Annotated in this window: 6 protein-coding genes; 3 read left to right on the top strand and 3 right to left on the bottom strand. The window is 62.0% G+C overall.

Annotated features, from left to right (window positions below; translation table 11 throughout):
* Positions 1–10 precede the first annotated feature (10 nt).
* Entirely contained in the window at positions 11–871 is an 861-nt protein-coding gene (gene pvdO, locus ACZ445_RS12015) for a dihydropyoverdine dehydrogenase (protein ID WP_058427314.1), read from the top strand.
* A 1,194-nt stretch (positions 872–2,065) separates the two neighbouring features.
* Here the strand turns inward: pvdO and ACZ445_RS12010 are convergent.
* Positions 2,066–2,896, bottom strand: a complete 831-nt coding sequence (locus ACZ445_RS12010) for a formyl transferase (protein ID WP_058427531.1) — start codon at positions 2,894–2,896, stop codon at positions 2,066–2,068.
* A 200-nt stretch (positions 2,897–3,096) separates the two neighbouring features.
* Between ACZ445_RS12010 and ACZ445_RS12005 the strand changes: the two genes are divergently transcribed.
* Both ACZ445_RS12005 and ACZ445_RS12000 read left to right on the top strand, forming a co-directional pair.
* A complete protein-coding gene (locus tag ACZ445_RS12005; RefSeq protein WP_179029983.1) occupies positions 3,097–4,749 on the top strand; it encodes a cyclic peptide export ABC transporter in 1,653 nt (550 codons plus the stop codon).
* Positions 4,750–4,858: 109 nt separating this feature from the next.
* A complete protein-coding gene (locus tag ACZ445_RS12000; protein ID WP_201026032.1) occupies positions 4,859–7,291 on the top strand; it encodes a TonB-dependent siderophore receptor in 2,433 nt (810 codons plus the stop codon).
* A gap of 120 nt (positions 7,292–7,411) precedes the next feature.
* Here ACZ445_RS12000 and ACZ445_RS11995 read toward each other — a convergent pair whose 3' ends face one another.
* Positions 7,412–11,530, bottom strand: a complete 4,119-nt coding sequence (locus ACZ445_RS11995) for an amino acid adenylation domain-containing protein (protein WP_464708362.1) — start codon at positions 11,528–11,530, stop codon at positions 7,412–7,414.
* Positions 11,530–25,704, bottom strand: coding sequence for a non-ribosomal peptide synthase/polyketide synthase (locus ACZ445_RS11990; RefSeq protein ID WP_464708361.1), 14,175 nt, complete (start codon positions 25,702–25,704; stop codon positions 11,530–11,532). The genes ACZ445_RS11995 and ACZ445_RS11990 overlap by 1 nt, the downstream gene beginning before the upstream one ends.
* Position 25,705: the final 1 nt, after the last annotated feature.

Below are 25,705 nucleotides of genomic sequence, written 5' to 3'. Positions count from 1 at the left end.
AGAGGACCCCATGAACAAACCCCTCACGGCATTGGCACTCACCGCCCTGTGCGGCGCCTTGCTGCCCAACCTGGCCCAGGCCGCCACACCGCAACCCGGCAAAGTGTTCAAGGACTGCAAGGACTGCCCGGAAATGGTGGTGCTGCCGGCTGGCACCTTCACCATGGGCACCCCCGAGGATGAAGTCGGCCGCGAGCCGGATGAAGGCCCGATGCATGAAGTGACCTTCGCCAAGCCGTTCGCCATGAGCCGTTTCCATATCACCGCCGGTGAATGGGACAGCTACATCCGCCAGACCGGCGTGAAGATCGCCGACGGCGACACCCGTCCCGGCCGCGAATGCATCGCCAGCAAGCCACGCTACCCCCAGGGCCCGCGCCAACCGGCGGTGTGCATGGACATGGACGACATCAAGCAGTACGTCGCCTGGCTGTCGAAAAAAACCGGCCAGCAGTACCACATGGTCAGCGAAGCCCAGCGTGAATACGCCGCGCGCGCCGGCTCCACCGGGCCGTTCCCCTTTCCGTTCGACGAGGGCAAGGACTACAGCATTGCCAAGCACGCCAACACCTATGGTCCGGCCGATGGCTACAGCTATTCATCGCCGGTGGGCAGCTACCCGCCGAATGCCTTCGGCATGTACGACATGCATGGCAACGTCTACGAGCGCGTGGCCGACTGCGAACACCCCAACTACATCGGCGCGCCCACCGACGGCAGTGCGTGGATGGAACCGAACTGCGAGGGCTACATGATTCGCGGCAATGACTGGGGCGAGGCGCCGGTGTTTTCGCGCTCGGGCAACCGCAACACCATCTACCCACAGACGCGGGGGGATTGGATTGGTTTCCGCGTCGTGCGCGACCTCTAAGGACACTGGAAATCCATTTGTGGGAGGGGGCTTGCCCCCGATGGCGGTGTATCAGTCACTGCCGCCATCGGGGGCAAGCCCCCTCCCACATTTTTAACCGTGGCGGCTTTAGATTCCCTTGCCTTCAGCATGCGCGATGTGCGCGGGTTGGATGGGGTTTCGCGTCATGCGCGACCTCCAGGAACACTGGAAATCCATTTGTGGGAGGGGGCTTGCCCCCGATGGCGGTGTATCAGTCACTGCCGCCATCGGGGGCAAGCCCCCTCCCACATTTTTAACCGTGGCGGCTTTAGATTCCCTTGCCTTCAGCATGCACGATGTTCGTGGATTGGATGGGGTTTCGCGTCATGCGCGACCGCCAAGAACACTGGAAATCCATTTGTGGGAGGCGGATTGCCCCCGATGGCGGTGTATCAGTCACTACCGCCATCGGGGTGCAAGCCCCCTCCCACATTTTTAACCGTGGCGGCTTTAGATTCCCTTGCCTTCAGCATGCACGATGTTCGTGGATTGGATGGGGTTTCGCGTCATGCGCGACCTCCAGGAACACTGGAAATCCATTTGTGGGAGGGGGCTTGCCCCGATGGCGGTGTATCAGTCACTGCCGCCATCGGGGTGCAAGCCCCCTCCCACATTTTTAACCGTGGCGGCTTTAGATTCCCTTGCCTTCAGCATGCACGATGTTCGTGGATTGGATGGGGTTTCGCGTCATGCGCGACCTCCAAGAACACTGGAAATCCATTTGTGGGAGGCGGATTGCCCCCGATGGCGGTGTATCAGTCACTGCCGCCATCGGGGGCAAGCCCCCTCCCACATTTTTAACCGTGGCGGCTTTAGATTCCCTTGCCTTCAGCATGCACGATGTTCGTGGATTGGATGGGGTTTCGCGTCATGCACGACCTCCAGGAACACTGGAAATCCATTTGTGGGAGGGGCTTGCCCCCGATGGCGGTGTATCAGTCACTACCGCCATCGGGGTGCAAGCCCCCTCCCACATTTTTAACCATGGCGGCTTTAGATTCCCTTGCCTTCAGCATGCACGATGTTCGTGGATTGGATGGGGTTTCGCGTCATGCGCGACCTCCAGGAACACTGGAAATCCATTTGTGGGAGGGGGCTTGCCCCGATGGCGGTGTATCAGTCACTGCCGCCATCGGGGCCAAGCCTCCTCCCACACTTTTAACCGTGGTTGCTTTAGGTTGCCTTCTGCGCCAACAACGCCAGCCCTTCATGCAAAGCCGGGAACAGGCTGTTGTTGAAGTTGTTCCAGCGCAACTCAAGGATGGTGTCGTCCGGCGCGATCTCGGTCTTGAGCACGTCGTGGAACACTTCACCCGAATCAATGCCATTGTCCACGTAGTGGAACGAGGCACCGGTGAGGTACAGCGGCTCGGAGGGCGTGGTGGCCTTGGTCGCCCAATCCGTGACCGTCAGCCCCCGCGCACCATACAGCGCATTCCAGGTGGCATAGGCGCCACGGCGCTCGTACGGCGATTCGATGCGGGTAATGCCGGGGTGAATGTTCATGATGCGCCCGGCAAACGGCGCGCCCGGGCGCACCAGCTCATCCAGGATCACCAGCAGGCCGTCGAGCACCACGATGTCCGCCTTCAATTCCACCAGCGTGTCGTGCAGGCGACGTTCGAAGTCCTGCTTGCCGGCGATGTGTTCCGCGCTACCCCGTGGCAGGCGCCGATAGGTGGACGGCACGCTCAGCAGCAAGTCATTGACCAGCCGCCCCTGCACGCGCAGGTCGGCCGGGTACAGCCATTGGCGGCCCGGCTGGTAGGCAAAGCCATAGTCGCGGACCAGTTGCTGGTCGCGCGGGTTCTGCTCGTCATCGTCGTACACCACGCCCACCAGGTTGTAAGCCTCGCCCAGCGGCGTGTCGTTCAGCGCCCCTGCCAGGGATTCCAGCACCGACATCATGTAGCGCTCGTGGTCCTTGTAGGCCACCGGCTGCCCAGCCTTGTCGGCGGCGGCATTGCGCAGTGACCACACGTACACCAGATTCCTTTTCGTCATTGTTTCGCTCTCGCTGGATAGATCAGGCACGCGCCAAAACGCGTGCGGCTACTCCACAAGAACGAACCAGGCCCCGCCTAATTTATCCATCCCTGCCACCGCCGGGCGCGCCGCGCTAAATAGTCGCGCCAATCCTTCGTTTGTCATGGGTAAGGGTCTGTGTGCCCAGCCCCCTCTTGTTCACTTTCCGGGAAGTATTTATGACCGACCCCAAGCGCGGCGCCTTCAAAGGTTTGCTCGCATTGCTCAGGCCCTTTCGCACCATCGTGACCGTCTCCGTCGCCCTGGGCATGGCCGGCGGCCTGGCCATCACGCTGTTGCTGGCGACCATCAATAACGCGTTGCATTCGTCCACCGGGATGACGCAGGGGGTGATTCTGACGTTTGCGGCGTTGTGTGTGCTGGCGCTGGTCAGTTCGATCGTGTCGGATATCGGCACCAACTACGTAGGCCAACGCATCATTGCGGCACTGCGCAAGGAACTGGGCGAGAAGGTGCTTTCGGCGCCCATCGAGCAGATCGAGCGCTACCGCACCCACAAGCTGATTCCGGTGCTGACTCATGACGTCGATACCATCAGCGATTTTTCCTTCTCATTCACACCACTGGCCATCGCCACCACGGTAACGCTGGGGTGCCTGGGCTACCTGGCGTACCTGTCGGTGCCGATGTTCCTGATGATGGTCGTGGCGATTGTGATCGGTACTGCCGTGCAATACATGGCGCGATCAGCAGGCATCAAGGGCTTTGAAGCGGCTCGCGACCAGGAAGACGAACTGCAGCGCTACTACACTGCCATCGCTTCCGGCGCCAAGGAGCTGCGCATCCACAGACCGCGTCGCTACCGCATGAATACCCATCGGATCCAGGCCACTGCCGACCGGATCGGCGATATCCAGATCCGCTCGGTCAACATCTTTATCGTCGCCAAAACCTTTGGTTCCATGCTGTTCTTCGTGGTGATCGGGCTGGCGCTGGCGTTCCAGGCTTACAACCCCAACCCGGACCCGGCGGTGATCACCGGTTTTGTGCTGGTGCTGCTTTACATGAAAGGCCCCCTGGAGCACGTGGTGACGGCGCTGCCGATCGTCAGCCGCGCGCAGATCGCGTTCTCGCGCATTGCCGAACTCTCAGAACGTTTCTCGTCTCCCGAGCCGCATTTGCTGCTGGAAGACAGCGAAGCCCCCAAACCGGTGGTGCACAGCCTGGAACTGCGCAGCGTGAGCTACAGCCCGCCACCGGTGGAAGGCAGCGAGCCGTTCCACCTGGGGCCCATCAACCTGAGCATCAAACAGGGCGACATTGTGTTTATCGTCGGTGAGAACGGCTGTGGCAAGACCACGCTGATCAAGCTGCTACTGGGCCTTTACCAGCCGCAATCCGGTGAAATCCACCTCAATGGCGAAGCCGTGATCGCCCCTACCCGCGACGATTACCGCCAATTGTTTACCACTGTCTTTGCCGACTACTATCTGTTCGACGACCTGGTCCAGGGTGGCGCAAAACAGTCGCTGGACAGCGCGGCCCAGTACCTGGAACGCCTGGAAATCGCCCACAAAGTCACGATCAAGGACGGCGCATTCAGCACCACCGACCTCTCCACCGGACAGCGCAAGCGCCTGGCTCTGGTCAATGCCTGGTTGGAAGAACGCCCGGTGCTGGTGTTCGACGAATGGGCCGCGGACCAGGACCCGGCGTTCCGCAGGATCTTCTACACAGAATTGCTGCCGGACCTCAAGCGCCTGGGTAAAACCATCATTGTCATCAGTCATGACGACCGTTATTTCGACATCGCCGACCAATTGGTACGCCTGCGTGCCGGCAAGGTAGTGCACGAAATGGAGCCTGCATGAATTTTCTTTTTCCGGTTTCTCCAGGCAGGAACGTCTCACTAGTGGTAATGAGAACCAACCTCATAAACATCTAAAAACTGCCCAACCAAACATAGAAGAGAAAACATCCATGTCAGTAAGACTCGGTCTCAGCCCCCTGAGCAAGGCGCTGTCCATGCGCAGGGCCTTGAACGTCAACCTGAAGCCATGTGCCCTGGCCCTGGCGGTTTCGTTACCGCTATCGGGCTATGTACAGGCCCAAGAGATCGAGATCGACATTCCTGCACAGCCGTTGGGGACGGCACTGCAGGAGTTTGGCCGTCAAACCAATCTGCAGGTGCTGTACAGCCCGACAGATGTGCAGGACAAAAGCAGCACTGCGGTGAAAGGCAAACTGGAACCGACCCAGGCCATTACCACCCTGCTCAAGGGCACCGGTGTCAGCCACGCCCAGCAGGGCAATGCCATGACCATCACGGCCGGCGCCACCTCGGGGCTGGAACTGGGAGCGACCCAGGTGACCGCCAACCAATTGGGGACGATCACCGAAGGCAGCGGGTCCTACACGCCGGGCACTATTGCCACCGCGACCCGGATGGTGCTGACCCCGCGTGAAACGCCACAGTCGATCACGGTCATCACCCGCCAGCATATGGATGATTTCGGGCTGAACTCCATTGATGACGTGATGCGCCATACACCGGGCATTACCGTATCGACCTTCGACAGCGAGCGTACCAACTATTACGCCCGTGGATTTTCGGTCGAGAACTTCCAATATGACGGCATCCCTACCCTGCGCAACTCGGCCTACTCGTCGGGCCAGACCCTCAGCGACATGGCGATCTACGACCGCGTGGAAATCCTCAAGGGTGCAACCGGCCTGTTGACCGGAGCGGGGGCGCCAGGCGCAACGATCAACCTGATCCGCAAGAAGCCGACTCGCGACTTCAAGGCGAGCCTGGACCTGGGTGCGGGGAGCTGGGACAACTATCGCTCCCAGATCGACGTGAGCGGCCCGCTGACCGAGAGCGGCAACATACGCGGGCGTGCCGTGGCGGCCTACCAGGACAAGCACTCGTTCATGGACCGCTATGAGCGCAAGACCAACGTCTATTTCGGTACCCTGGAAGCCGACCTGGACGAAGATACCCTGCTGACGGTGGGCTTCGACTACCAGAACAGTGATCCCAAGGGCTCGGGCTGGTCGGGCAGCCGCCCGCTGTTCGATCGCAGCGGCAACCGCATCGATGTAAAGCGTTCGTTCAACAACGGCGCCAAGTGGAGCAGTTGGGAGCAGTACACCCAGAGCGTCTTCTCCACCCTGGAACACAATTTTTCCAACGGCTGGGTTTTGAAGGGCCAGTACACCCACCAGTTCACCGGCTATGACGCACCGATGGGCGCAATCCAGCTCGGCCCGTTCCCAGCGACCGGCCTGTCGACACTCTACGCAAACAAATTCACCGGCCACACCCGCGCCGACTCTGGCGATATCTACGCCAGCGGTCCGTTCACCCTCGGTGGTCGCGAGCATGAACTGGTGATTGGTGGCTCGGCCTCCAACTCCCGCTGGAGAGGCAAGGACTATGGTGCGCCAATTCACCTCAATGGCCGTGTCGTTGACTTCTGGAACTTCGACGGCAACTTCCCGGAGCCGAATTGGGGCACGCCAACCCGAGTGATTGATGAAACCACTCGGCAAACGGCTGGCTACATGACCGCACGCTTCAACCTGACCGATGACCTGAACGTCTTCCTCGGCAGCCGCGTGGCCAACTACTGGTTGACCGGTGACAACCATTCCACGGAAACCGGCAAGGTCGTCCCTTACGCCGGCCTTACCTATGACCTGAACGACAACTTCACCGCCTACGCCAGCTACAGCGAAATCTTCATGCCGCAGGCGTACAACCGCAACAGCGAAAACAAACTGCTGGAACCGGACGAAGGCAAGAACTACGAAGTCGGCGTGAAGGGCGAGTTCTTCAACGGCGGACTGAACACCAGCCTGGCCTACTTCGAGGTGCATGAAACCAACCGCTCGGAAGCCGATGCGCAATACAACGCCAACCCGACCAACCCCGACATCCAGTTCGCCTACAAGGGCATTACTGCCAAGACCAAAGGTTTCGAGGCGGAAATGTCTGGCGAACTGGCTCCAGGCTGGCAAGCTCAAGCGGGCTACACCCACAAGGTCATCCGCGACGAGCATGGCGTGAAGGTTTCGACCTGGGAGCCTCAGGATCAGGTCAGCTTCTATACCTCGTACAAGTTCAAAGGCCCGCTGGACCGCTTGACCGTCGGTGGCGGCGCGCGCTGGCAGGGCAAATCCTGGCAAAACGTGTACAACAGTGGCAAGGGTCGCAACGAAGACTTCACCCAAGAGGCCTACTGGCTGGTGGACGTGATGGCCAAGTACCAGATCACCGACAATCTCTCCGCGACGCTGAACGTGAACAACCTGTTCGACAAGTACTACTACACCAACATCGGCTTCTATAACACGTCCTATTACGGTGATCCGCGCAACGTCATGCTGAGCACGCGCTGGAACTTCTAAGCGCAAGCAACCCTGGAACCCCGCCCCGTCGGCGGGGTTTTCTTTGGGCACTCATAAACCGCCAGGCAAAAAAACACCGGCGCAGGGCCGGTGTCCAGAGTTGGAAAGGCTAGCACTGGCTCAGTGCCTGGCCGCCTTTACAGCCGCCACGAACGACGCAACGAACTGCGGATTATCGACGATTCGATCATGGGTTGTGTCAAGGACCACCGACGCCGCGACATCGTGGCCGATCCCCTCCTCCAGCGCTGTGCAGATAACCTGGCGGTCATGCAGGGACTTGCTTTGCGCAGCCCACCAGCAACTGACCGGCGCATCAAGAGGTGCGTAAGCCGCGTCCTTCAAGCGCTCATCCAGCGTCCGCTTCAACGCCCAGGAAACATCCAGCTCCCCGCCTTGTTGCAATTCGTTGAGCAGGCTGACAAACCCTTCGCCCAAGGCCACCTGTGCCCACACACAGAACGTCTCCCACTGTTGCTCCGCAGTCGCATCGGAGTACTCGATATCCCGCCAGGCGTGCGTAATAGCCTGCGCTGACTCTGGGAACATCACCGTCAGCAACTCCACACGCTTGTCGCCTGAGCCGGAGAGTTCGGCCACGGGCTGCGAGGTTTTATCCCTGTCCCAGAATGCCTTGACGTGCCACGGTGGAGGTGTATCGATGCACCCCAGGAATGCCACGGCGCTACCCCGTGCTTCCAGATTTGCTGCCACCTGCAGCGCAAGGTTCCCACCCAGCGACCACCCGCCCAGGTAATACGGCCCCTTGGGTTGGCTTGCCAGAATCTGCTCGGCGTAGTCCGCCACCATGGCATCCCATGTGGGCACTTGGTTTTGCGGGTCGAGCAACGCGCGACAAACGACGCCCTGTACCGGCATGTCCTCACGCAACGCCAAACCAATGGCCTTGTAACAATGCACGGAACCAAAGCTTGGGTGAAACAGGAACAAGGAAGGCCCGCCCTTGCGGCCATTCAAGTCAACGATCGACGACTGCCGCGAGTCAGTCGGCGCCCCCCCCGCCAACGCTCTGACCGTCGGGAGCGTCATCAGTTGACTGACCGTGAGCGCCAGCCCGCATTGAACAGCGAGGCGCTCCTTCACCACCAGCAGCAGCAACGAATGCCCGCCCAGTTCGAAAAAGTTGTCGTCAAGCCCCACCCGCTCGACGTCCAGGACATCCTGCCAGACCTGTGCAATCTGCACTTGCAGTGCCGTGTGCGGCGCAGCATAGCCACGTTGTTGGCTGCCGGCCTCAGGGCGCGGCAGCGCCTTGCGTTCCAGTTTGCCGTTGGGGCTCAGTGGCATCGCCTCCAACAACACCCACTGGGCAGGCACCATAAAGAGCGGCAAATGGGTCGACAGATGCGCAGCGAGGGTTTCACGCCAGTGCGACGACGGCGCGTCGAGCACCACGTAACCAACCAGTTGCGTACCGTCCAACGCCAACACCGCTGTCTCGCGCACCCAGGGATGCTCAAGCAGGCGCGCCTCGATTTCACCCAACTCGATACGCAGCCCGCGCAATTTGACTTGGTGGTCGATACGCCCGGCGTACTCAATCACCCCGTCTGGACGATACCGCGCCAGGTCCCCGGTCCGGTACATACGCTCCCCGCCCCGGAATGGGCTGGCGACAAAACGTTCGGCGGTCAGCAGCGGCCGACGGTGATACCCACGCGCCAGCCCCCTACCCGCCAGGTACAGCTCGCCCAGCACGCCGATCGGTACAGGCTCCAGGTTTCCATCCAGGATATGGCAGCCGAGGTTGGCAATGGGCTTGCCGATGGGCACCGCATCCTTGCCTTCGTCGACGCAGTGCCAACTGGTCACGTCAATCGCAGCTTCCGTAGGGCCATAGAGGTTGTACACATCGGCTTTGGGCAGTTTCGCAAACACCTGTTGCTGCGCGTCCACCGGGAGTGCTTCGCCACTGCAGATAATGCGCTGCACGCTGCTGCACGTACCGACCTGGCTATCCTGCAGGAAGGCTTGCAACATTGACGGCACAAAGTGCAGCGTCGTGACACCTTCACGTGTGATCACCTCCACCAGCTTCGCCGGGTCGCGGTGATCGCCAGGCGCCGCCATGACCAAACGTGCGCCACTGAGCAAGGGCCAGAAGAACTCCCATACCGACACGTCAAAACTGAACGGCGTCTTCTGCAACACAGTGTCACTGGCATCCAATGCATAGGCCTGTTGCATCCAGCACAAGCGGTTTGCCAAGGCCGCGTGACTGTTCCCCGCACCTTTGGGTTTACCGGTGGAGCCGGAGGTGTAGATCACATACGCCAGGTTTTCACCGCTGACAGGCACTTCAGGGTTGGCATCGCTGTAGCCATGGAGCCAGTGTTCATCGAGGTCCAGGTCAATACGCTGTACGCCCTCAGGTGAGGGCAGGCGCAAGTGTGACTGACTCAGCAGCAGGCTGACTGCACTGTCATCGAGCATATAAGCCTGACGCTCCTCGGGGTAGTCAGGGTCCACGGGGACGTAGGCCCCCCCGGCCTTGAGCACGGCCAGCAGGCCGACCACCATCTCCACCGAGCGCTCCATCGCCACGCCTACCAGACTGTCCGGGCCAACGCCGCGCTCGATCAAGGCATGGGCCAGGCGGTTGGCACGGGCGTTCAATGCCGCGTAGTTCAATTGCTGAGCACCAAACACCAGTGCGCACGCGTCAGGCGTGAGCGCGACGTGCGCTTCGAACCGTTGATGCACGGCTGCTTCAAGGGGGTAATCGGTGGCAGTGGCATTCCAGTCCACCACCATCTGGCGACGCTCATCCGCCTCCAGCATGGGTAGCCTCTCTACCAAGGCGTCAGGCGTGGCGATCATGGCGTGCAACAGTCGTTGCCAGTGATGCGCCATACGCTCCACAGTGGCGGCTTCGAACAGGTCGGTCGCGTAGCCAAAGGATGCCTGGATGCCCGAAGCATCCTCGGCGACATTCAAGCTCAGGTCGAACTGGGCCGTACGGCTCTCCCAATCCAGGCCTTCCAGCACAAGGCCAGACCCTGTCGGCTCGCTTGCACTGCCAGCGCCACGGTTCTGATGATTGAACATGACCTGGAACAACGGGCTGTAACTCAAGCTGCGTTCCGGGCGAAGCGCTTCCACCAGTTGTTCGAACGGCAGATCCTGATGGGCCTGGGCCTCCAGCACGCGATGACGAGTCTGACGCAGCAGTGCAAGAACAGTGGTCTGCTCATCCAGCTCGGCTTTCAGCACCTGGGTATTGACGAAAAACCCGACCAGCCGCTGCGTTTCCACACGATTACGGTTGGCCGTCGGCACACCGACCCGGATGTCCCGTTGCCCACTGTAGCGATGCAACAACACCTGGAACGACGCCAGCAGCACCATGAAGCTGGTTGCACCTTCACGTTGGGACAACGCCCTGACACCCGCTGCCAATTGGCCGTTCAGGCTCAAGTCCAGGGATGCACCACGATAGCTCTGCACGGCAGGACGTGGCCGGTCCAGAGGCAGTTCCAGCACCGGCTGATCACCGCCCAGCAAGTCGCGCCAATAGGCCAACTGGCGCTCCTTCTCGCCCGCCTCCATCCAGCTTCGCTGCCAGATGGCATAGTCCGCGTACTGAATCGGCAAGGTGGGCAATTCAAACTCGCGACCCTGGCTGTAGGCCGTATAGGCCTGCACCACGTCTGCCACCATCACCTGCATCGACCCACCATCAGAAATGATGTGATGCTGCACCAGAACCAGCACGTGGTCCTGCTCTGCCAGACGCAGGAGGGTCATGCGCAACAGCGGGCCCTGCTCCAGGTCGAAGGGTTGCTCAATGGCCCGCTCGACGCGCGTCTGCAACTGGCTTTCATCAATCGTTTCGGGCACCAACACCACACGGCAATCGGCCTGGACCTCCTGCTGCACATCCTCACCCACCTGCCGGAACCGCGTGCGCAAACTCTCATGCCGGGCGATCAGGTGCTCGAAGCTCTTCTGTAGCGCTGCGAGATCGAGGCAGCCTTTGAGCCGCAGGGCGCTGGGGATGTGATACGCCGCGCTTTGCGGATCCAGTTGCCAGAGAAACCATTGGCGTTCTTGTGCATAAGAGAGCCTCAGGGCGGTTGCTTCAAGGCGAACCTGCGGGATTGGCAGGTTCGCTGGCGAAACACCTTCCTGCAGCATCCGCTGCAGGTAGACCTTGCGCTGTTCAAGCGGCAGCCCGATAAAGCGCTTCATGATCTTATGCGCCATCTGGTCGTCCATTACAGCTGCTCCATTTCGTCGAGGAGTGAGTCGAGGAACGACAGTTTCTCGGTGCTGACACCTGCACCCTGCCCCTGCAGATGCTCTGCCAGTTGCTTGAGTACGGCATGCTGGAACAGCTCATGCACACTGATCTTCGCGCCCAGTTCCAACTGAATGCGCGACATCACATTGATCACCAACAGCGAATGCCCGCCCAGTTCGAAGAAGTTGTCGTTCAACCCCACTTGCTCAACGTCCAGCACGTCCTGCCAGATCGCCGCCAGCTGTTTTTCCAGGTCGCTACCGGGCGCCACGTATTCGCCCTGGGTGACCTGACTGTCAGGTTCAGGCAAGGCCTTGCGGTCCAACTTGCCACTGGGGCTCAACGGCATGTGCGACAGGCGCACGAACTGCTTGGGCACCATGTAGTCCGGCAATTGCGCCAGCAGGGCGTTGCGCAGCGCCTGGCCATGCTCGGCCGCGTCCGGCGCCGACGGATGAGCGACGTAGTAGCCAATCAATTGGCCGCCGCCACTGCCCTGGCGCAGTACCACTTCGGCCTGGATCACGCCCGCCTGGCGCAGGATCAGGGCCTGGATTTCTTCCAGCTCCACACGGAAGCCGCGAATCTTGATCTGATGATCCAAGCGCCCCAGGTATTCCAACGCCCCCTCCTCGGACCAGCGCACCCGGTCGCCGGTGCGGTACAGGCGTACACCTGCGCTGCCGGTTGGGTCGGCGACAAAGCGCTCTGCCGACAACCCTGGCCGCCCGAGATAACCACGCGCCAAGCCAACGCCTCCCACGCACAGCTCGCCGGCAACCCCCACAGGGACAGGGTTCAGGTCACCATCCAAGACTCGGCAGATCACATTGCCCAAGGGTCGGCCGATCGGCGAACGGGCGCCATCGTCCAGGGAGCATGGCCACCAGGTCGCATTGATGGTCGTTTCAGTTGGCCCATAGCGGTTGTGCAGCACAACGGCAGGCAGGGTGCGCAAGATCAGATCACGCAGCTCGGCCGTCAGTGCTTCCCCGCCGGAGAACAACCTACGGATACTGTGGCACCGGGCGACGCCCGGTGTATCCATGAACAGTTGCAGCAGCGATGGGACGAAATGCAGCGTCGTCACACCAAACGCCTGAATCAGCTCTATCAGGCGCACCGGATCGCGGTGTTCGCCCGGTGCTGCGATGACCAGGCGACTGCCGCTGATCAACGGCCAGAAACACTCCCACACCGACACGTCAAAACTCATCGGTGCCTTTTGCAGCAGCACGTCGTCGGCCTGCAGCGCGTAGGTCTGCTGCATCCAATGCAGGCGCTGGGCCAAGGCTTCGTGCGTCACGCCAACGCCTTTCGGGTTACCGGTGGTGCCCGAGGTGTAAATCACATACATCAGGTTCTGGCCGTTCACGGTGACCTGAGGATCAGACTCGTCGCCCTCACTCAACCACGTCTGCTCACCCTCCAGGCTCAGGCACTGCACGCCATCGGCCAGTGGCAGGTTCAGGTCGGAGCGGGTCAGCAGCCACTTCACGCCACTGTCCTTGAGCATGTAGGCCAGGCGCTCTTCGGGGTAGTCAGTGTCCAGTGGTACGTATGCACCGCCCGCCTTGAGAATGGCCAGCAGCCCGGCCAACATGTCAAAGGACCGTTCCAGCGCGATACCCACCAAAGCGTCCGGCCCCACCCCCTGCCTGATCAGCCCGTGAGCCAGGCGATTGGCGCGCCGGTTCAACGCCTCGTAGGTCAACGACTGCTCGCCAAACACCACTGCCGTGGCGTGCGGCGTGCGGCGCACCTGTTGTTCGAACTGCTGCTGGACAAGGCTGCATGTATGCGCGTCGATCAGCCCATTGCCCAGCGCCATCAGGTCGAGGTGCTCGGGTTCCGTCAACAGCGTCAGTTGCGCCAGGGCCGCCTGCGGTTTGGTGACCAGCTCCGTCAACAGGTGCAGCAGGTGCCGATTGAGGCGCTCGACCGTCGGCGCATCCACTTCGCTGCGGTCATAGCTGTAGTGCAATGTCAGCGTGTCGCCCACACCGACGGCAATCGACAACGGATAGTGTGTCTGCTCGCGGCTGCTCACACTGCCAAAGCGCACACCTTGTGGCGCGCCCTGCTCAAGTACCTCCGACACCGGGTAGTTCTCGAACACCAGGATAGTGTCGAACAACGCTTCGCCGCCCAACCCGGCCCAGCGCTGCAGCTCGAACAACGGCGTATGCTCTTGTTCACGCAGCGCTAGGTTCTGTTGCTGGATCTGTTGCATCCATTGCGACACAGGCATGTCTGGCCGTGGGGTTGCCACCACCGGCAAGGTGTTGATGAACAGCCCGACTTGTTGCTCCACGCCACGCAGGTCTGCGGGGCGCCCTGACACGGTTGCGCCGAAGGCCACTGTGTCCTGGCCGGTGTAGCGTTGCAGCAGCAACAACCAGGCGGATTGCACCAGGGTGTTGAGGGTTATTTTTTGCCCCTGGGCAAACGCCTTGATCCGGGCCATCTGCGCGGTATCCAGTTCATGGGCATGTTCACCCAGCCCGGATGCGTGCAGATCCCTGGCGCGCGGCAGTGCCTGGAACAAACGCGTCGGCTCCTCCAGATTGGCCAATTGGGTCTTCCAGAACGCTTCGCGCAAGGATTTGTCCTGCGCTTGCAACCAGGCGATAAAGTCGCGGTAACGTGCAACCTGAGCCTGCGGCACATGGCCGGCGTAACGTTCCAGCACTTCACCGAGCAGTTGGGAACTGCTCCAGCCGTCCATCAGGATATGGTGGCTGGTGTAGATCAGGTGGCAGCGTTGCGGCCCGGTATGCGCCAGCGCGATGCGCACCAGTGGCGGCGTCTCCAGATTGAACCCCTGCAAGCGTTGCGCGTCGGCGAGATGGTCCAGCCGCTGTTGCTGATCGTCACCTTCAGGGCACTCGATTTCGATAAACGGCAGTTGGGCATGGCGATGCACCACTTGCAACGGCTCACCCAGGTCGCCATGCCAGATAAAACCGGTACGCAGGATGTCATGGTTGTCCAGCGCAGCCTGCCAGGCCTCGCGGAAGCGCGGAATGTCCAGCCCGTCCACATCCACACGCATCTGGTTGACGTAGTCACCGGCCTGCGGTTCGTACAGCGCATGGAACAACATGCCTTGCTGCATGGGCGACAGCGGGTACACATCATCGGCGCTGGCCAATGCGAACTGATCCAACTGCACCTGGCTGAGCCCGGCCAGCGGGAAGTCCGAAGGCGTCACGCCTTGCTGGGTCGACGCACAGCAATGCTCGATAAGGTTTTTGAGCTCCTGTGCATAGGCGTCGGCCAAACCTTGTATGGTCGCCTCGCTGAACATCTCACGGCTGAAACTCCAGCTCAGGTTCAACTCACCGCCAAACACCTGGCCATTGATTTCCAGCCAGTTGCCCAGCAACGCGTGCTCGCTCTGGTCAGACCCCGCGCGCTCACCCGTCGGGGTGAAGAATGCCTGCTCGGTGTCGTCCTCGAAGCTGCTATCGAACTGACCGAGATAGTTGAACGTGATGCGCGGTTGCGCCAGGCCGCCCAACGCCTCACGGGCCTGCTCATCGCCCAGGTAGCGTAGCGCGCCGAAGCCCAGGCCTTTGTCCGGGACGGCACGCAATTGCTCCTTGATGCCCTTGATTGAGTCGGCCAGGCTTTGCGCCGGTGTCAGCGCCAGCGGATACATGCTGGTGAACCAGCCGACCGTACGGGTGAGATCGACATCATCGAACAGGTCCTCGCGGCCGTGCCCTTCCAGCTTGACCAGCAGCGAATCACCCCCCGTCCAACGCGTGATGACGCGGGACAAGGCGGTCAACAACAGGTCATTGATCTGCGTGCGATAAGCCGACGGAGCCTCTTGCAGCAGGCGTCGGGTGTAGGACGAGTCAAGGTGCGTGCCCACGGTAAGGGCCAGTGAATTCTGCAGGCTGCCCTGGGGGTTGTCACACGGCAAGCCGGCATCGGCCCCTTGCAATTGCGCCTGCCAGAAACGCAGTTCCTCCTGCAACGCCGGGCTCTGTGCATGGGTTTGCAAGCGCTTTGCCCACGCCTGGGTGGAACTGGTCTTGGCCGGCAGTGCCACGGCCTGCCCGGACTGCACCTGGGTATAGGCGGTTTGCAGGTCCTCCAGCAGAATCCGCCACGACACACCGTCCACCACCAGGTGGTGGATCACCAGCAACACACGTTGCGATGCGTCCGGCAATTCGACCAGGACCGCCCGCAGCATCGGCCCGCCTGCCAAGTCCAGGCTGCGCTGCGCCTCCAGGCCCAGCGCCTCAAGTGCCTCGATGTTATCCAGCGACGTTTGCCAGAGCAGGCTATCCTGTGATTCAACCGCGCGATAATGAGCCTGCCAGCCCGTTGGGTGAAGGGTAAAGCTCAGGCGCAACGCATCATGGTGCGCCACCAGCGCTGCCAGTGCAGCGCTCAATGTCGCACCCTCCAGACGCTCACCGGGGCGCAAGACCACGGATTGGTTCCAGTGATGGCGTTCGGCAATCTCTTCCTGGAAGAAGTACTGATGAATCGGCAGCAGCAGCGCTTCGCCCGTGGCCGGTCCTTGTTCAATGACCAGCCCTTGCCCACCGATCTGGGCGACGGCGGCCAGGCTCTGTACGGTCTGGTGCTGGAACAGGTCCTTGGGCGTGAAGCGGATACCGGCCTGCCGCGCTCGGCTGACCACCTGGATCGAGATGATCGAGTCCCCCCCCAACTCAAAGAAGTTGTCGTTCAAACCGACCCGCGGCAGGCGCAGTACGTCGGCCCACAGGCCGGCGATCTTTTGCTCCAGCTCACTGCGCGGTGCCACATAAGCCTGTTGCATCTGGCTCGCGTCCGGCTGCGGCAGCCCTTTGCGATCAAGCTTGCCGTTGGGCGTCAGCGGCATCTGTGCCAGGAACATGAAATAGGTCGGCACCATGTAATCCGGCAGGCGGGTTTTCAGGGCCCGGCGCAGGGTGTCGCGCAACTCGGCCTGGTCCGCCAGGTTGGCATCTGCCGGCACCACATAGGCCACCAGTTGTTTACCGGTAGGGCCTTCCTGGGCCACCACTACGCTTTCGCCGACGTTGTCCTGCTCTCGCAGGCGCGCTTCGATTTCGCCCAGTTCAATGCGGAAACCACGGATTTTCACCTGATGGTCGACGCGCCCCAGGTAATCCACCACGCCATCCGGGCGGCCACGGGTCAGGTCGCCGCTGCGATACACGCGGCTGCCCGGCTTGCCGAATGGGTCCGGCACGAAGCGTTCGGCAGTCAGTGCCGGGCGCTCCAGGTAACCCCGCGCCACACCCTCCCCGCCCAGGTACAACTCGCCGGCTACGCCGATGGGTTGCAGGTTGAGTTGCGCATCCAGCACGTAGCCGCTGCGGTTGCCCAACAGTGTGCCGATGGGGGCGTAGACCGCGCCGCATGGATCGCCCTTGCGTGCTTTCCACAGCAATGGGGTGACCACGGTTTCGGTCGGGCCGTAGCCGTTGAACAGATAGGTCGGCTTGAGTGCGCGCCAGGCCAGGTCGTAGCTGGCCTGGGCCACGGCATCGCCACCGAAGCAGTACACACGAACCTTGGGCGGATTACCGTCACGCTCGGCATGCTCGGCCAACTGTTGCAGGTACACCGGCGGGAACACCGCCATGGTCACGCTGTGGCGGTGCATTTGCTGGTAGGTGTATTCCGGCAGCCACAGGCTGTCATCGCGGATCAACACACTGGCGCCGTTGATCAGCGGGTGCATCCAGCCTTCGTGGGAGCCGTCGAAGGCGAACGACATGAAGTGCAGTTCGCAATCGGCGGGCGAGGTTTCATAACGCTCGCCGGTAGCGATGATATGAGCCACCAACGGACCGTGGGACACCGCCACGCCCTTGGGCAGGCCGGTGGAGCCGGAGGTGTAGATCACGTAGGCCAGGTTGTCGCCGTCCAGCTGCACCTGAGGGTCAGTGTCGCTGAACCCTGCCCACTCCTCGGTGCGATCAATCGCCAGGCTGTCCAGGCCATCTGGAATCGGCAGTTGCTGCAAGGCACGGGTGTGAGTCAACAACAACTGGGCACGGCTGTCCTGCATCATGTACAGCAGGCGGTCACGCGGGTATTCGATATCCAGCGGCACATACACGCCACCGGCCTTCATCACCGCAAGAAACGCCACCATGCTTTCGGCACTGCGCGGCATGGCAATCGCCACCCGCACTTCCGGGCCGATACCACGGGCGATCAGCGCATGGGCCAGGCGGTTGGCCTGGCGGTCCAGTTCACCGTAGGTCAGGGTTTGCGCGTCGAATTTAACGGCGACTGCATCCGGGTTTTCCCGGGCACGGTCGGCCACCAACTGGTGAACCAGGCGCCCGGCCGAGAAGCCGGCATCGGCCTGGTTCCACAGCCGCAGGATGTGTTGTTGTTCATCCTCGCCCAGCAAGTTGAGTTGGCTGATGGGCTGCTGTTGATCGGCAACCATCGCCTGTAGCAGGTTCTGCCAATGTCGCGCCATGCGCTCGATGGTGGAGGCATTGAACAGATCGGTGGCATAACCCAGGGTGGCCCAGATACCGTCAGTGCCTTCATGCACGTCCAGGTCCAGGTCGAAGTGCGCGGTCTGGCTTGTCCATTCCATGCCTTCGACACGCAAGGTGGACAGTTGATGCTCGGTTGCGCCCAGGCGTGCTTCGGTTTGATGGTTGAACATCACCTGGAACAGCGGGTTGAGGCTCAGGCTGCGCTCGGGTTGCAGTGCCTCCACCAGTTGCTCGAACGGCAGGTCCTGATGGTCCTGGGCTTCCAGCGCACGGCGGCGGGCCTGCTGCAACAGTTGCAGCACTGAGGTCTGCTCGTCGATATCAGCCTTGAGCACCTGGGTATTGACGAAAAAGCCCAGCAACCGCTCGGTTTCGACTCGGTTGCGGTTGGCGATAGGCACGCCCACGCGCACGTCTTCCTGGCCGCTGTAGCGATGCATCAACGCCTGGAACGAGGCCAGCAACAGCATGAACATCGTCACGCCTTCACGTTGTGCAAGGCCTTTGAGGTCGGCGACCAGGGCCGGCGGCAGCTCTACAAACAGGCGCGCACCGCGATGGCTTTGCTCAGCCGGGCGCTGGTGGTCGAACGGCAGTTCGAGCACCGGTTGCTCGCCACCGAGCAACGCCTGCCAGTAGCCCAGTTGCCGGTCCTTCTCGCCGGCGTCCATCCACTCGCGCTGCCAACGGGCGTAATCAGCGTACTGGATCGGCAAGGCCGGCAACTGCACCTCCTGGCCCTGACTATAGGCGCTGTACAGTTGCACCAGCTCATCGACCATGATCTGCATCGACCAACCGTCCGAGACGATATGGTGCTGGACCAGCACCAACACATGCTCGTCGTCGCTCAGGCGCAACAGCGTAGCCCGCAGCAACGGCCCCGCTTGCAGGTCGAACGGCCGGGCGATCTCGGCTTCGACCTGCGCCTTGACCTGCGCTTCATCGCTCTGACGCAATGCAATCTCGACACGCGCCTGCGGCAGGATCACCTGCACGGTCTGCTCATCGCCCTGATGCAGATGGGTGCGCAGGCTTTCATGGCGCGCCACCAACGCATCGAAACTGCGCTGCAGCGCGTTCAGGTCCAAACGGCCCTTGAGGCGCAAAGCGCTGGGCACGTGGTAGGCGGTGCTTTCGGGGTCGAGCAACCAGAGGAACCACTGGCGTTCCTGGGCGTAGGACAACACCAACGGCAGCTCGCGAGACGCGGGAACTAACGCCGGCGCCGTCGAACCGCCGCGCTTGCCCTCGGTGTGCAGCGCGGCCACAAATCCCTGCAGGCGCGGTTGTTCGAACAGCACACGCAAGGGCAGCTCGATCCCCAGGTTATGCCGCAGGCGTGAAGCCACTTGCATGGCCAGCAACGAATGCCCGCCGAGTTCAAAGAAATGGTCGTTCAAACCGATACGCTCGGCGCCGAGAGTCTCCGACCAGATCGCCGCGACCTGCTGCTCCAGCGCACTGATGGGGGCCACCCAGTCCTCTGTCGCCTGAGCCGCTTCCGGGCGTGGCAGGGCATGCCGGTCCAGCTTGCCGTTGGGGCTCAGCGGCAGGCGCTCCAGGAACATGAAATGCGCCGGCACCATGTAGTCCGGTAGCTCATCGCGCAACACAGCACGAATACGCTCACGCAAGCCAGGCTGCTCGGCTTCGGGCAGTGGGCTGACGAGGTAGGCGATCAGTTGCTGGTCGGCAGCGATCACCAACGCTTCGCGCACGTCGTCCTGTGCCAGCAGGCGCGATTCGATCTCGCCCAGCTCGATACGGAAGCCACGTACCTTGACCTGGTGGTCGATGCGGCCGATGTACTCGATCACGCCATCGGCGCGGTAACGGGCCAGGTCGCCGGTACGGTACAAACGCCCTCCCCCGAGCGGGTCGAAGGGGTCGGGGATAAACCGTTCGGCGGTCAGCGCGGCGCGGTTGAAGTAACCCCGTGCCAGCAGCGGCCCGCCGATCACCAATTCACCCGCCACGCCCACGGGCACCGGGTTCAGGCCGGCATCCAGCAGGTAAATCGCACGCCCGTCCAGCACGCGACCAATCGGCATCATTTGCGTAACGGTCTCGCGGCCATCCACGTATCCGGCGCAATCCTGAGCGGTTACCGTGACGGTCGCTTCGGTGGGGCCATAGGTGTTGAGCAGGCGCACGTGGCCCAGCCCGGCATCACGCCAGGAGGCCAGCCCTTCCGGTGGCATCGCCTCACCACCGGCATGCACCTGGCGCAGGCGGCCGTAATCACGCACACCGCGCTCGGCAAAGTCACGGGCGATCAAGTGCCAATAGGCGGTGGTCAGGTCAACCACCGAAATGTCATGTTCGATGAGTTGCGCATAGAAGGTGTCGCTGTCCCACAACTCACCGCCGCGCACCACCACGGCAGCACCGCAGCACAGCGCCGGATACAGCTGTTCGACAAACCCGTCGAAGTTGAACGTACCGAACTGCAACACACGGTCAGCCGCAGTCAGTTCGAACAGCTCGATAAACACCTCGACATGCCGTGCCAGTGAGGCCTGATCGATACCGACGCCCTTGGGCCGCCCGGTGGAGCCGGAGGTGAACATCAGGTAAGCCAGGTTCGCAGGGAACGCCCGTACCTCGGGATTGCTGCCCGGGTACTCAGCCAGCCAATCCGCACCCTCTTCCAGGCAAATCAACGCCAGGCCCGGGCTGATCGGCAAGCGTTCCAGCAGCGGCTGCTGGGTCAGCAACAGTTGCAGGCCGCTGTCTTCGATCATGCATTGCAAGCGGTCCTGGGGGTACTGCGGGTCCAACGGGACATAGGCGCCACCGGCCTTGAGCACCGCCAGCAGCGCAACGATCATCTCCAGCGAACGGTCCACGGCCACGCCCACCAAACTGTCGGCGCCCACGCCCTGCTCGATCAGTGCATGGGCCAGGCGGTTGGCGCGCAGGTTGAGGTCGGCATAGGTCATGCGCCGCTGATCCATGATCAAGGCGATGGCCTGGGGCTGGCTGGCCACCTGTTGTTCGAACTTCTGCAGCACGCTGCCGTGGGCGGCACGCGACGGTTGCGGCGGGTTCCACGCGTACAGCATCTGCGCTTGTTCATCGCTGCCCAGGATCGGCAAGTCGGCGACATATTGCTGGGCATTGCCCGCCACACGCTTGAGCAAGTTCTGCCAATGGGCGGCGAAGCGCTGCAGGGTGCTCGCGTCGAACAGTGCGGTGGCGTAAGTCAGCGAAGCCAGCAGCCCTTCACCAGACTCTTCGGTGTCCAGGCTCAGGTCGAAATGCGCCGTGTGACTGTCCCACGTCAACCCTTCCACACGCAGGCCAGGCAGTTGCTGGCCATCGCGATGAGCTTGCGCAGCCGACTGGTGGTTGAACATCACCTGGAACAATGGGTTATGGCTCAGGCTGCGCTCAGGTTGCAGGGCCTCGACCAACTGCTCGAAGGGCAGATCCTGGTGGGCCTGCGCGCCTAGTGCCTGTTCCTTGACCTGTTGCAGCAGTTGGGCAAAGGTCATATGCCCGTCAATCTCGGCCTTGAGCACCTGGGTATTGACGAAAAAGCCGATCAACTGCTCGGTTTCCAGACGGTTGCGGTTGGCGATCGGCACGCCAACGCGGATATCCGACTGGCCGGTGTAGCGGTACAACAGTGCCTGGAAGGACGCGAGCAAAACCATGAACATGGTCACACCTTCGCGCTGCGCCAAGGCGCGCAAGCTCTCGACCACCGAAGGTTGCAGCATCAAGTCCAGGCGTGCGCCTTGATAGCTCTGCATGGCCGGGCGCGGACGATCCAGCGGCAGCTCCAGCACAGGCTGCACATCACCCAGACGGTCGCGCCAGTAAGCCAGCTGGCGCTCCTTTTCACCCGCCTCCATCCAGCCACGCTGCCATTGGGCATAGTCGGCGTACTGAATCGGCAACGGTGCAAGGGCGGGCTCAAGGCCCTGGCTGTAGCCGGCATACAAGCTCACTAGCTCATCGACCATCACTTGCATCGACCACGCATCCGAGACGATATGGTGCTGCACCATGACCAACACATGCTCGCGTTCGCTCAGTTGCAGCAGCTTGATGCGCAGCAATGGCCCGGACTGCAGGTCGAATGGCCTGGCGATTTCGTCTTCTACCATCGCCTGCAACCGGGCCGGCTCAGTCGAGCCAAGCACTTGATAGTCGATGACCGGCGCGGCTTGCTCGATCACACGCTGGACAGTCTGGTGCGTGTCGGCAAAAAACACCGTACGCAGCGTTTCATGGCGCTGCACCAGAGTATCGAAGGCCCTTTGCAGGGCGTTGCGATCTAGCGCACCCACCAGGCGCAACGCGGCCGGAATGTGATAAGCCGCACTGTCCGGCTCAAGCTGCCAGAGGAACCACTGGCGCTCTTGAGCATAGGAAAGCAGCAAGGGTTGTTCGCGGTCAGCCAAGCTAATGTGCGCAACATCGGCGCCCTTTTCACCCAGCGCCTGTACAAACGCCCCCAACACCGGTTGTTCAAACAGGCTCTTGAGCGCTACGTCGATCGCCAATGCCTGGCGTACCCGCGACACGACACGTGTCGCCAGCAAGGAGTGACCGCCCAGCTCGAAGAAATGATCTTCAAGGCCAACCTGTGGCACCCCCAACACTTCGGCCCAGATCGCGGCCACTTGTTGCGCCTTCTCGCCGACCGGTGCCACATAGCGTTTTTGCAGCAGGCTGGCGTCCGGCTTCGGCAGCGCCTTGCGGTCCAGCTTGCCGTTGGGCGTCAACGGCAGGCGCGCCAGGAACAGCATATACGCCGGCACCATATAGTCCGGCAACACCGCGCGCAGCGCGGTCTTGAACGTCTCGCGCAGGGTGCCCTGGTCGGTTTCCGATGCCACGGCGTGCGTCACCAGATACGCCAGGAGCTGGTCATTCTCGGCCACCACCACCGCTTCACGGACAGCGCTCTGCTCACGCAGGCACGCCTCAATTTCCCCCAACTCGATACGGAACCCGCGCACCTTGACCTGATGGTCGACGCGGCCGATGTACTCGACCACGCCATCCACGCGATAACGCGCCAGGTCGCCGGTGCGGTACAGCCGCTCACCGTTGCGTACAAAGGGGTTGGGTACGAAGCGCTCGGCGGTGAGCGCCGCCCGACCGTGATAACCCCGGGCCAGGCCGACACCGCCGATCAGCAGTTCGCCGCTGACGCCGACCGGGGTCGGAGCGAGTTCGGCATTGAGGATAAACAGCGATGTGTTGGCAATTGGGCGACCGACAAACGGCAACGGTTCAGCCAGTGGGTGGGCCGCCGACCAGATGGTGGTTTCCGTCGGGCCGTACAGGTTCCACACCGTGCCCTGCTGGGCCAGCATGCGCTCGGCCAGGTCGGCCGGCAGCGCTTCGCCGCCGCACAGGCACTTGATCCCGTGCAGCACGGCGCGGCGCTCGCTGTCGAGCAGCATGCGCCAAGTCGAGGGCGTGGCTTGCACGACCGTGATCGCCTGTTCATGCAGCAGGCTCAGGATGGCTTCGGGGTCCTGGGTAACAGGCTTGTCCGCCACCACGACCGTGCCGCCCACCGCCAGGGGGACATACAGTTCAAGGGCGAAAATATCGAAGGAGAAGGTGGTCAACGACAGCAACCGCGCCTTGGCGTCGATGCTCAACGTGTCGGCCATGCCCTGGGTAAAGCTGCTCAGGGCGCCATGGCGCACCATCACACCCTTGGGCTTGCCGGTGGAACCGGAGGTGTAGATCACATACGCCAGGTGCTCATCGGTCAGCGCGACCTGCGGGTTGTCACTGCTGTAACGGGCGTCCTCCTCTTCACTGACGAACAGCACCTGTTGATCGGCTGCCAGCGGCAGGCGCTCGTGCAGGTCGCCGGCGGTCAACAGCACACGTGCGCGGCTGTCTTCGAGCATGAACGCCAGCCGGTCGGCCGGAAACTGGGGGTCGAGCGGCACATAGGCGCCGCCCGCCTTGAGGGTCGCCAGCAACGCCAGCACCATGTCCACCGAACGCTCCAGCGCCAAGGCCACCAGCACATCCATCCCGACACCGGCCGCCCGCAGGCGATGGGCCAGGCGGTTGGCGCGCAGGTTCAGTTCTGCGTAGCTCAGTGACTGGCCATTGCAGACCAGCGCTGTCGCATCCGGACGAGCCTGTGCCTGGGCTTCCAGCAGGCGGTGCACCCCGACATCCCGGGGGAACGCCTGGTGTGTGTGGTTCCAGGTGTGCACCAGTTGCTGCCACTGCGCATCGTCCAGCAACGGCAGTTCGCCGACGCGGACGTTGCAATCCTGCACTACCTGTTGCAACAAACGGTGCCAATGCGCGAGGAAACGCTCCAGCCCCGGCGCATCAAACAGATCGGTAGCGTAAGTCAACGACGCCTGGATGCCCTCGGCCGATTCCTGGGTGTCAAGGTTGAGGTCGAACTGCGAGGTCTTGCTTTCCCATTCCAGCCCCTGCACGTGCAGGCCAGTGACGCTGCCGCCGCTGCGCTGAGTGTCGGTCTGGTGATTGAACATCACCTGGAACAACGGGTTGTAGCTCAGGCTGCGTTCCGGCTGCAGCGCTTCCACCAGTTGCTCGAAGGGCAAGTCTTGGTGCGCCTGGGCTTCTACCGCGCGCTGGCGGGTTTGTTGCAGCAGTTCGCGGAAAGTCATTTGGCCGTCGATATCGGCCTTGAGAATCTGCGTATTGACGAAAAAGCCGATCAGGCCCTCGGTTTCCACCCGGTTACGATTGGCCACCGGCACCCCGATGCGGATGTCACCCTGGCCGCTGTAGCGATGCAACACGGCCTGGAACGACGCCAGCAGCAACATGAACACCGTCACGCCTTCGCGCTGCGCCAGGCCCTTGAGGCCCGCCACCAGCGACGCTTCGAGCGTCAGGTCGAGCCGCGCACCCCGGTAGCTCTGCACCGCCGGTCGCGGTCGGTCCATCGGCATTTCCAGTACCGGTTGCTCACCCCCGAGCATGCCGGTCCAGTAACCCAATTGGCGCTCGCGCTCCCCCGCCTCCATCCAGCTGCGTTGCCACAGCGCATAGTCGGCGTATTGAATCGGCAAGGCCGGCAATTGCAGGTCCTGGCCCTGCACATGGGCCGCGTAGAGCTGGACCAGTTCGTCGACCATCACCTGCATCGACCAGCCATCAGACACGATGTGATGCTGGACCAGCACCAGCACATGTTCCTCAGGCGCCAGGCGCAGCAGCTTGACTCGCAACAGCGGGCCTTGCTGCAAGTCAAACGGCTGGGCAATCTCCGCTTCCACCAGGTCCTTGAGCTGCGACTCCCGGGCGTCGACCACGGCGATCTGCACCCGCGCCTGCTCGGCAATCACCTGCAAGGCACTGTCGCCGTCCTCCTGCAAATGCGTGCGCAGGCTTTCATGGCGCATCACCAGCGCATCAAAGCTGCGCTGCAATGCGGCCACGTCCAAGGGACCGCTCAGGCGTAGCGCCCTGGGCACGTGATAAGCGGTGCTCTGCGGCTCCAGTTGCCACAGAAACCACTGCCGCTCCTGGGCATAAGAGAGTCGAAGAGGCTCACCGTCCTGACGCTTGAAAACCGGGGCAATCTCAAACAGGTTGATGCCTTGCTGCTTGAGCATTACCGCCAACGCTTTCTTTTGTTGCGCCGAAAGTGACCCTACCGACTCGATTAATGCTTGCACG

Source organism: Pseudomonas allii (assembly GCF_055380095.1).
This window is presented reverse-complemented; position numbering and strand designations above follow the sequence as displayed.

Bases quoted from the DNA above. Each gene is read 5' to 3' on its own strand.
- ACZ445_RS12010 (WP_058427531.1), bottom strand. From the start codon at position 2,896: ATGACGAAAAGGAATCTGGTGTACGTGTGGTCACTGCGCAATGCCGCC.
- ACZ445_RS12005 (WP_179029983.1), top strand. From the start codon at position 3,097: ATGACCGACCCCAAGCGCGGCGCCTTCAAAGGTTTGCTCGCATTGCTC.
- ACZ445_RS12000 (WP_201026032.1), top strand. From the start codon at position 4,859: ATGTCAGTAAGACTCGGTCTCAGCCCCCTGAGCAAGGCGCTGTCCATG.
- pvdO (WP_058427314.1), top strand. From the start codon at position 11: ATGAACAAACCCCTCACGGCATTGGCACTCACCGCCCTGTGCGGCGCC.
- ACZ445_RS11995 (WP_464708362.1), bottom strand. From the start codon at position 11,530: ATGGACGACCAGATGGCGCATAAGATCATGAAGCGCTTTATCGGGCTG.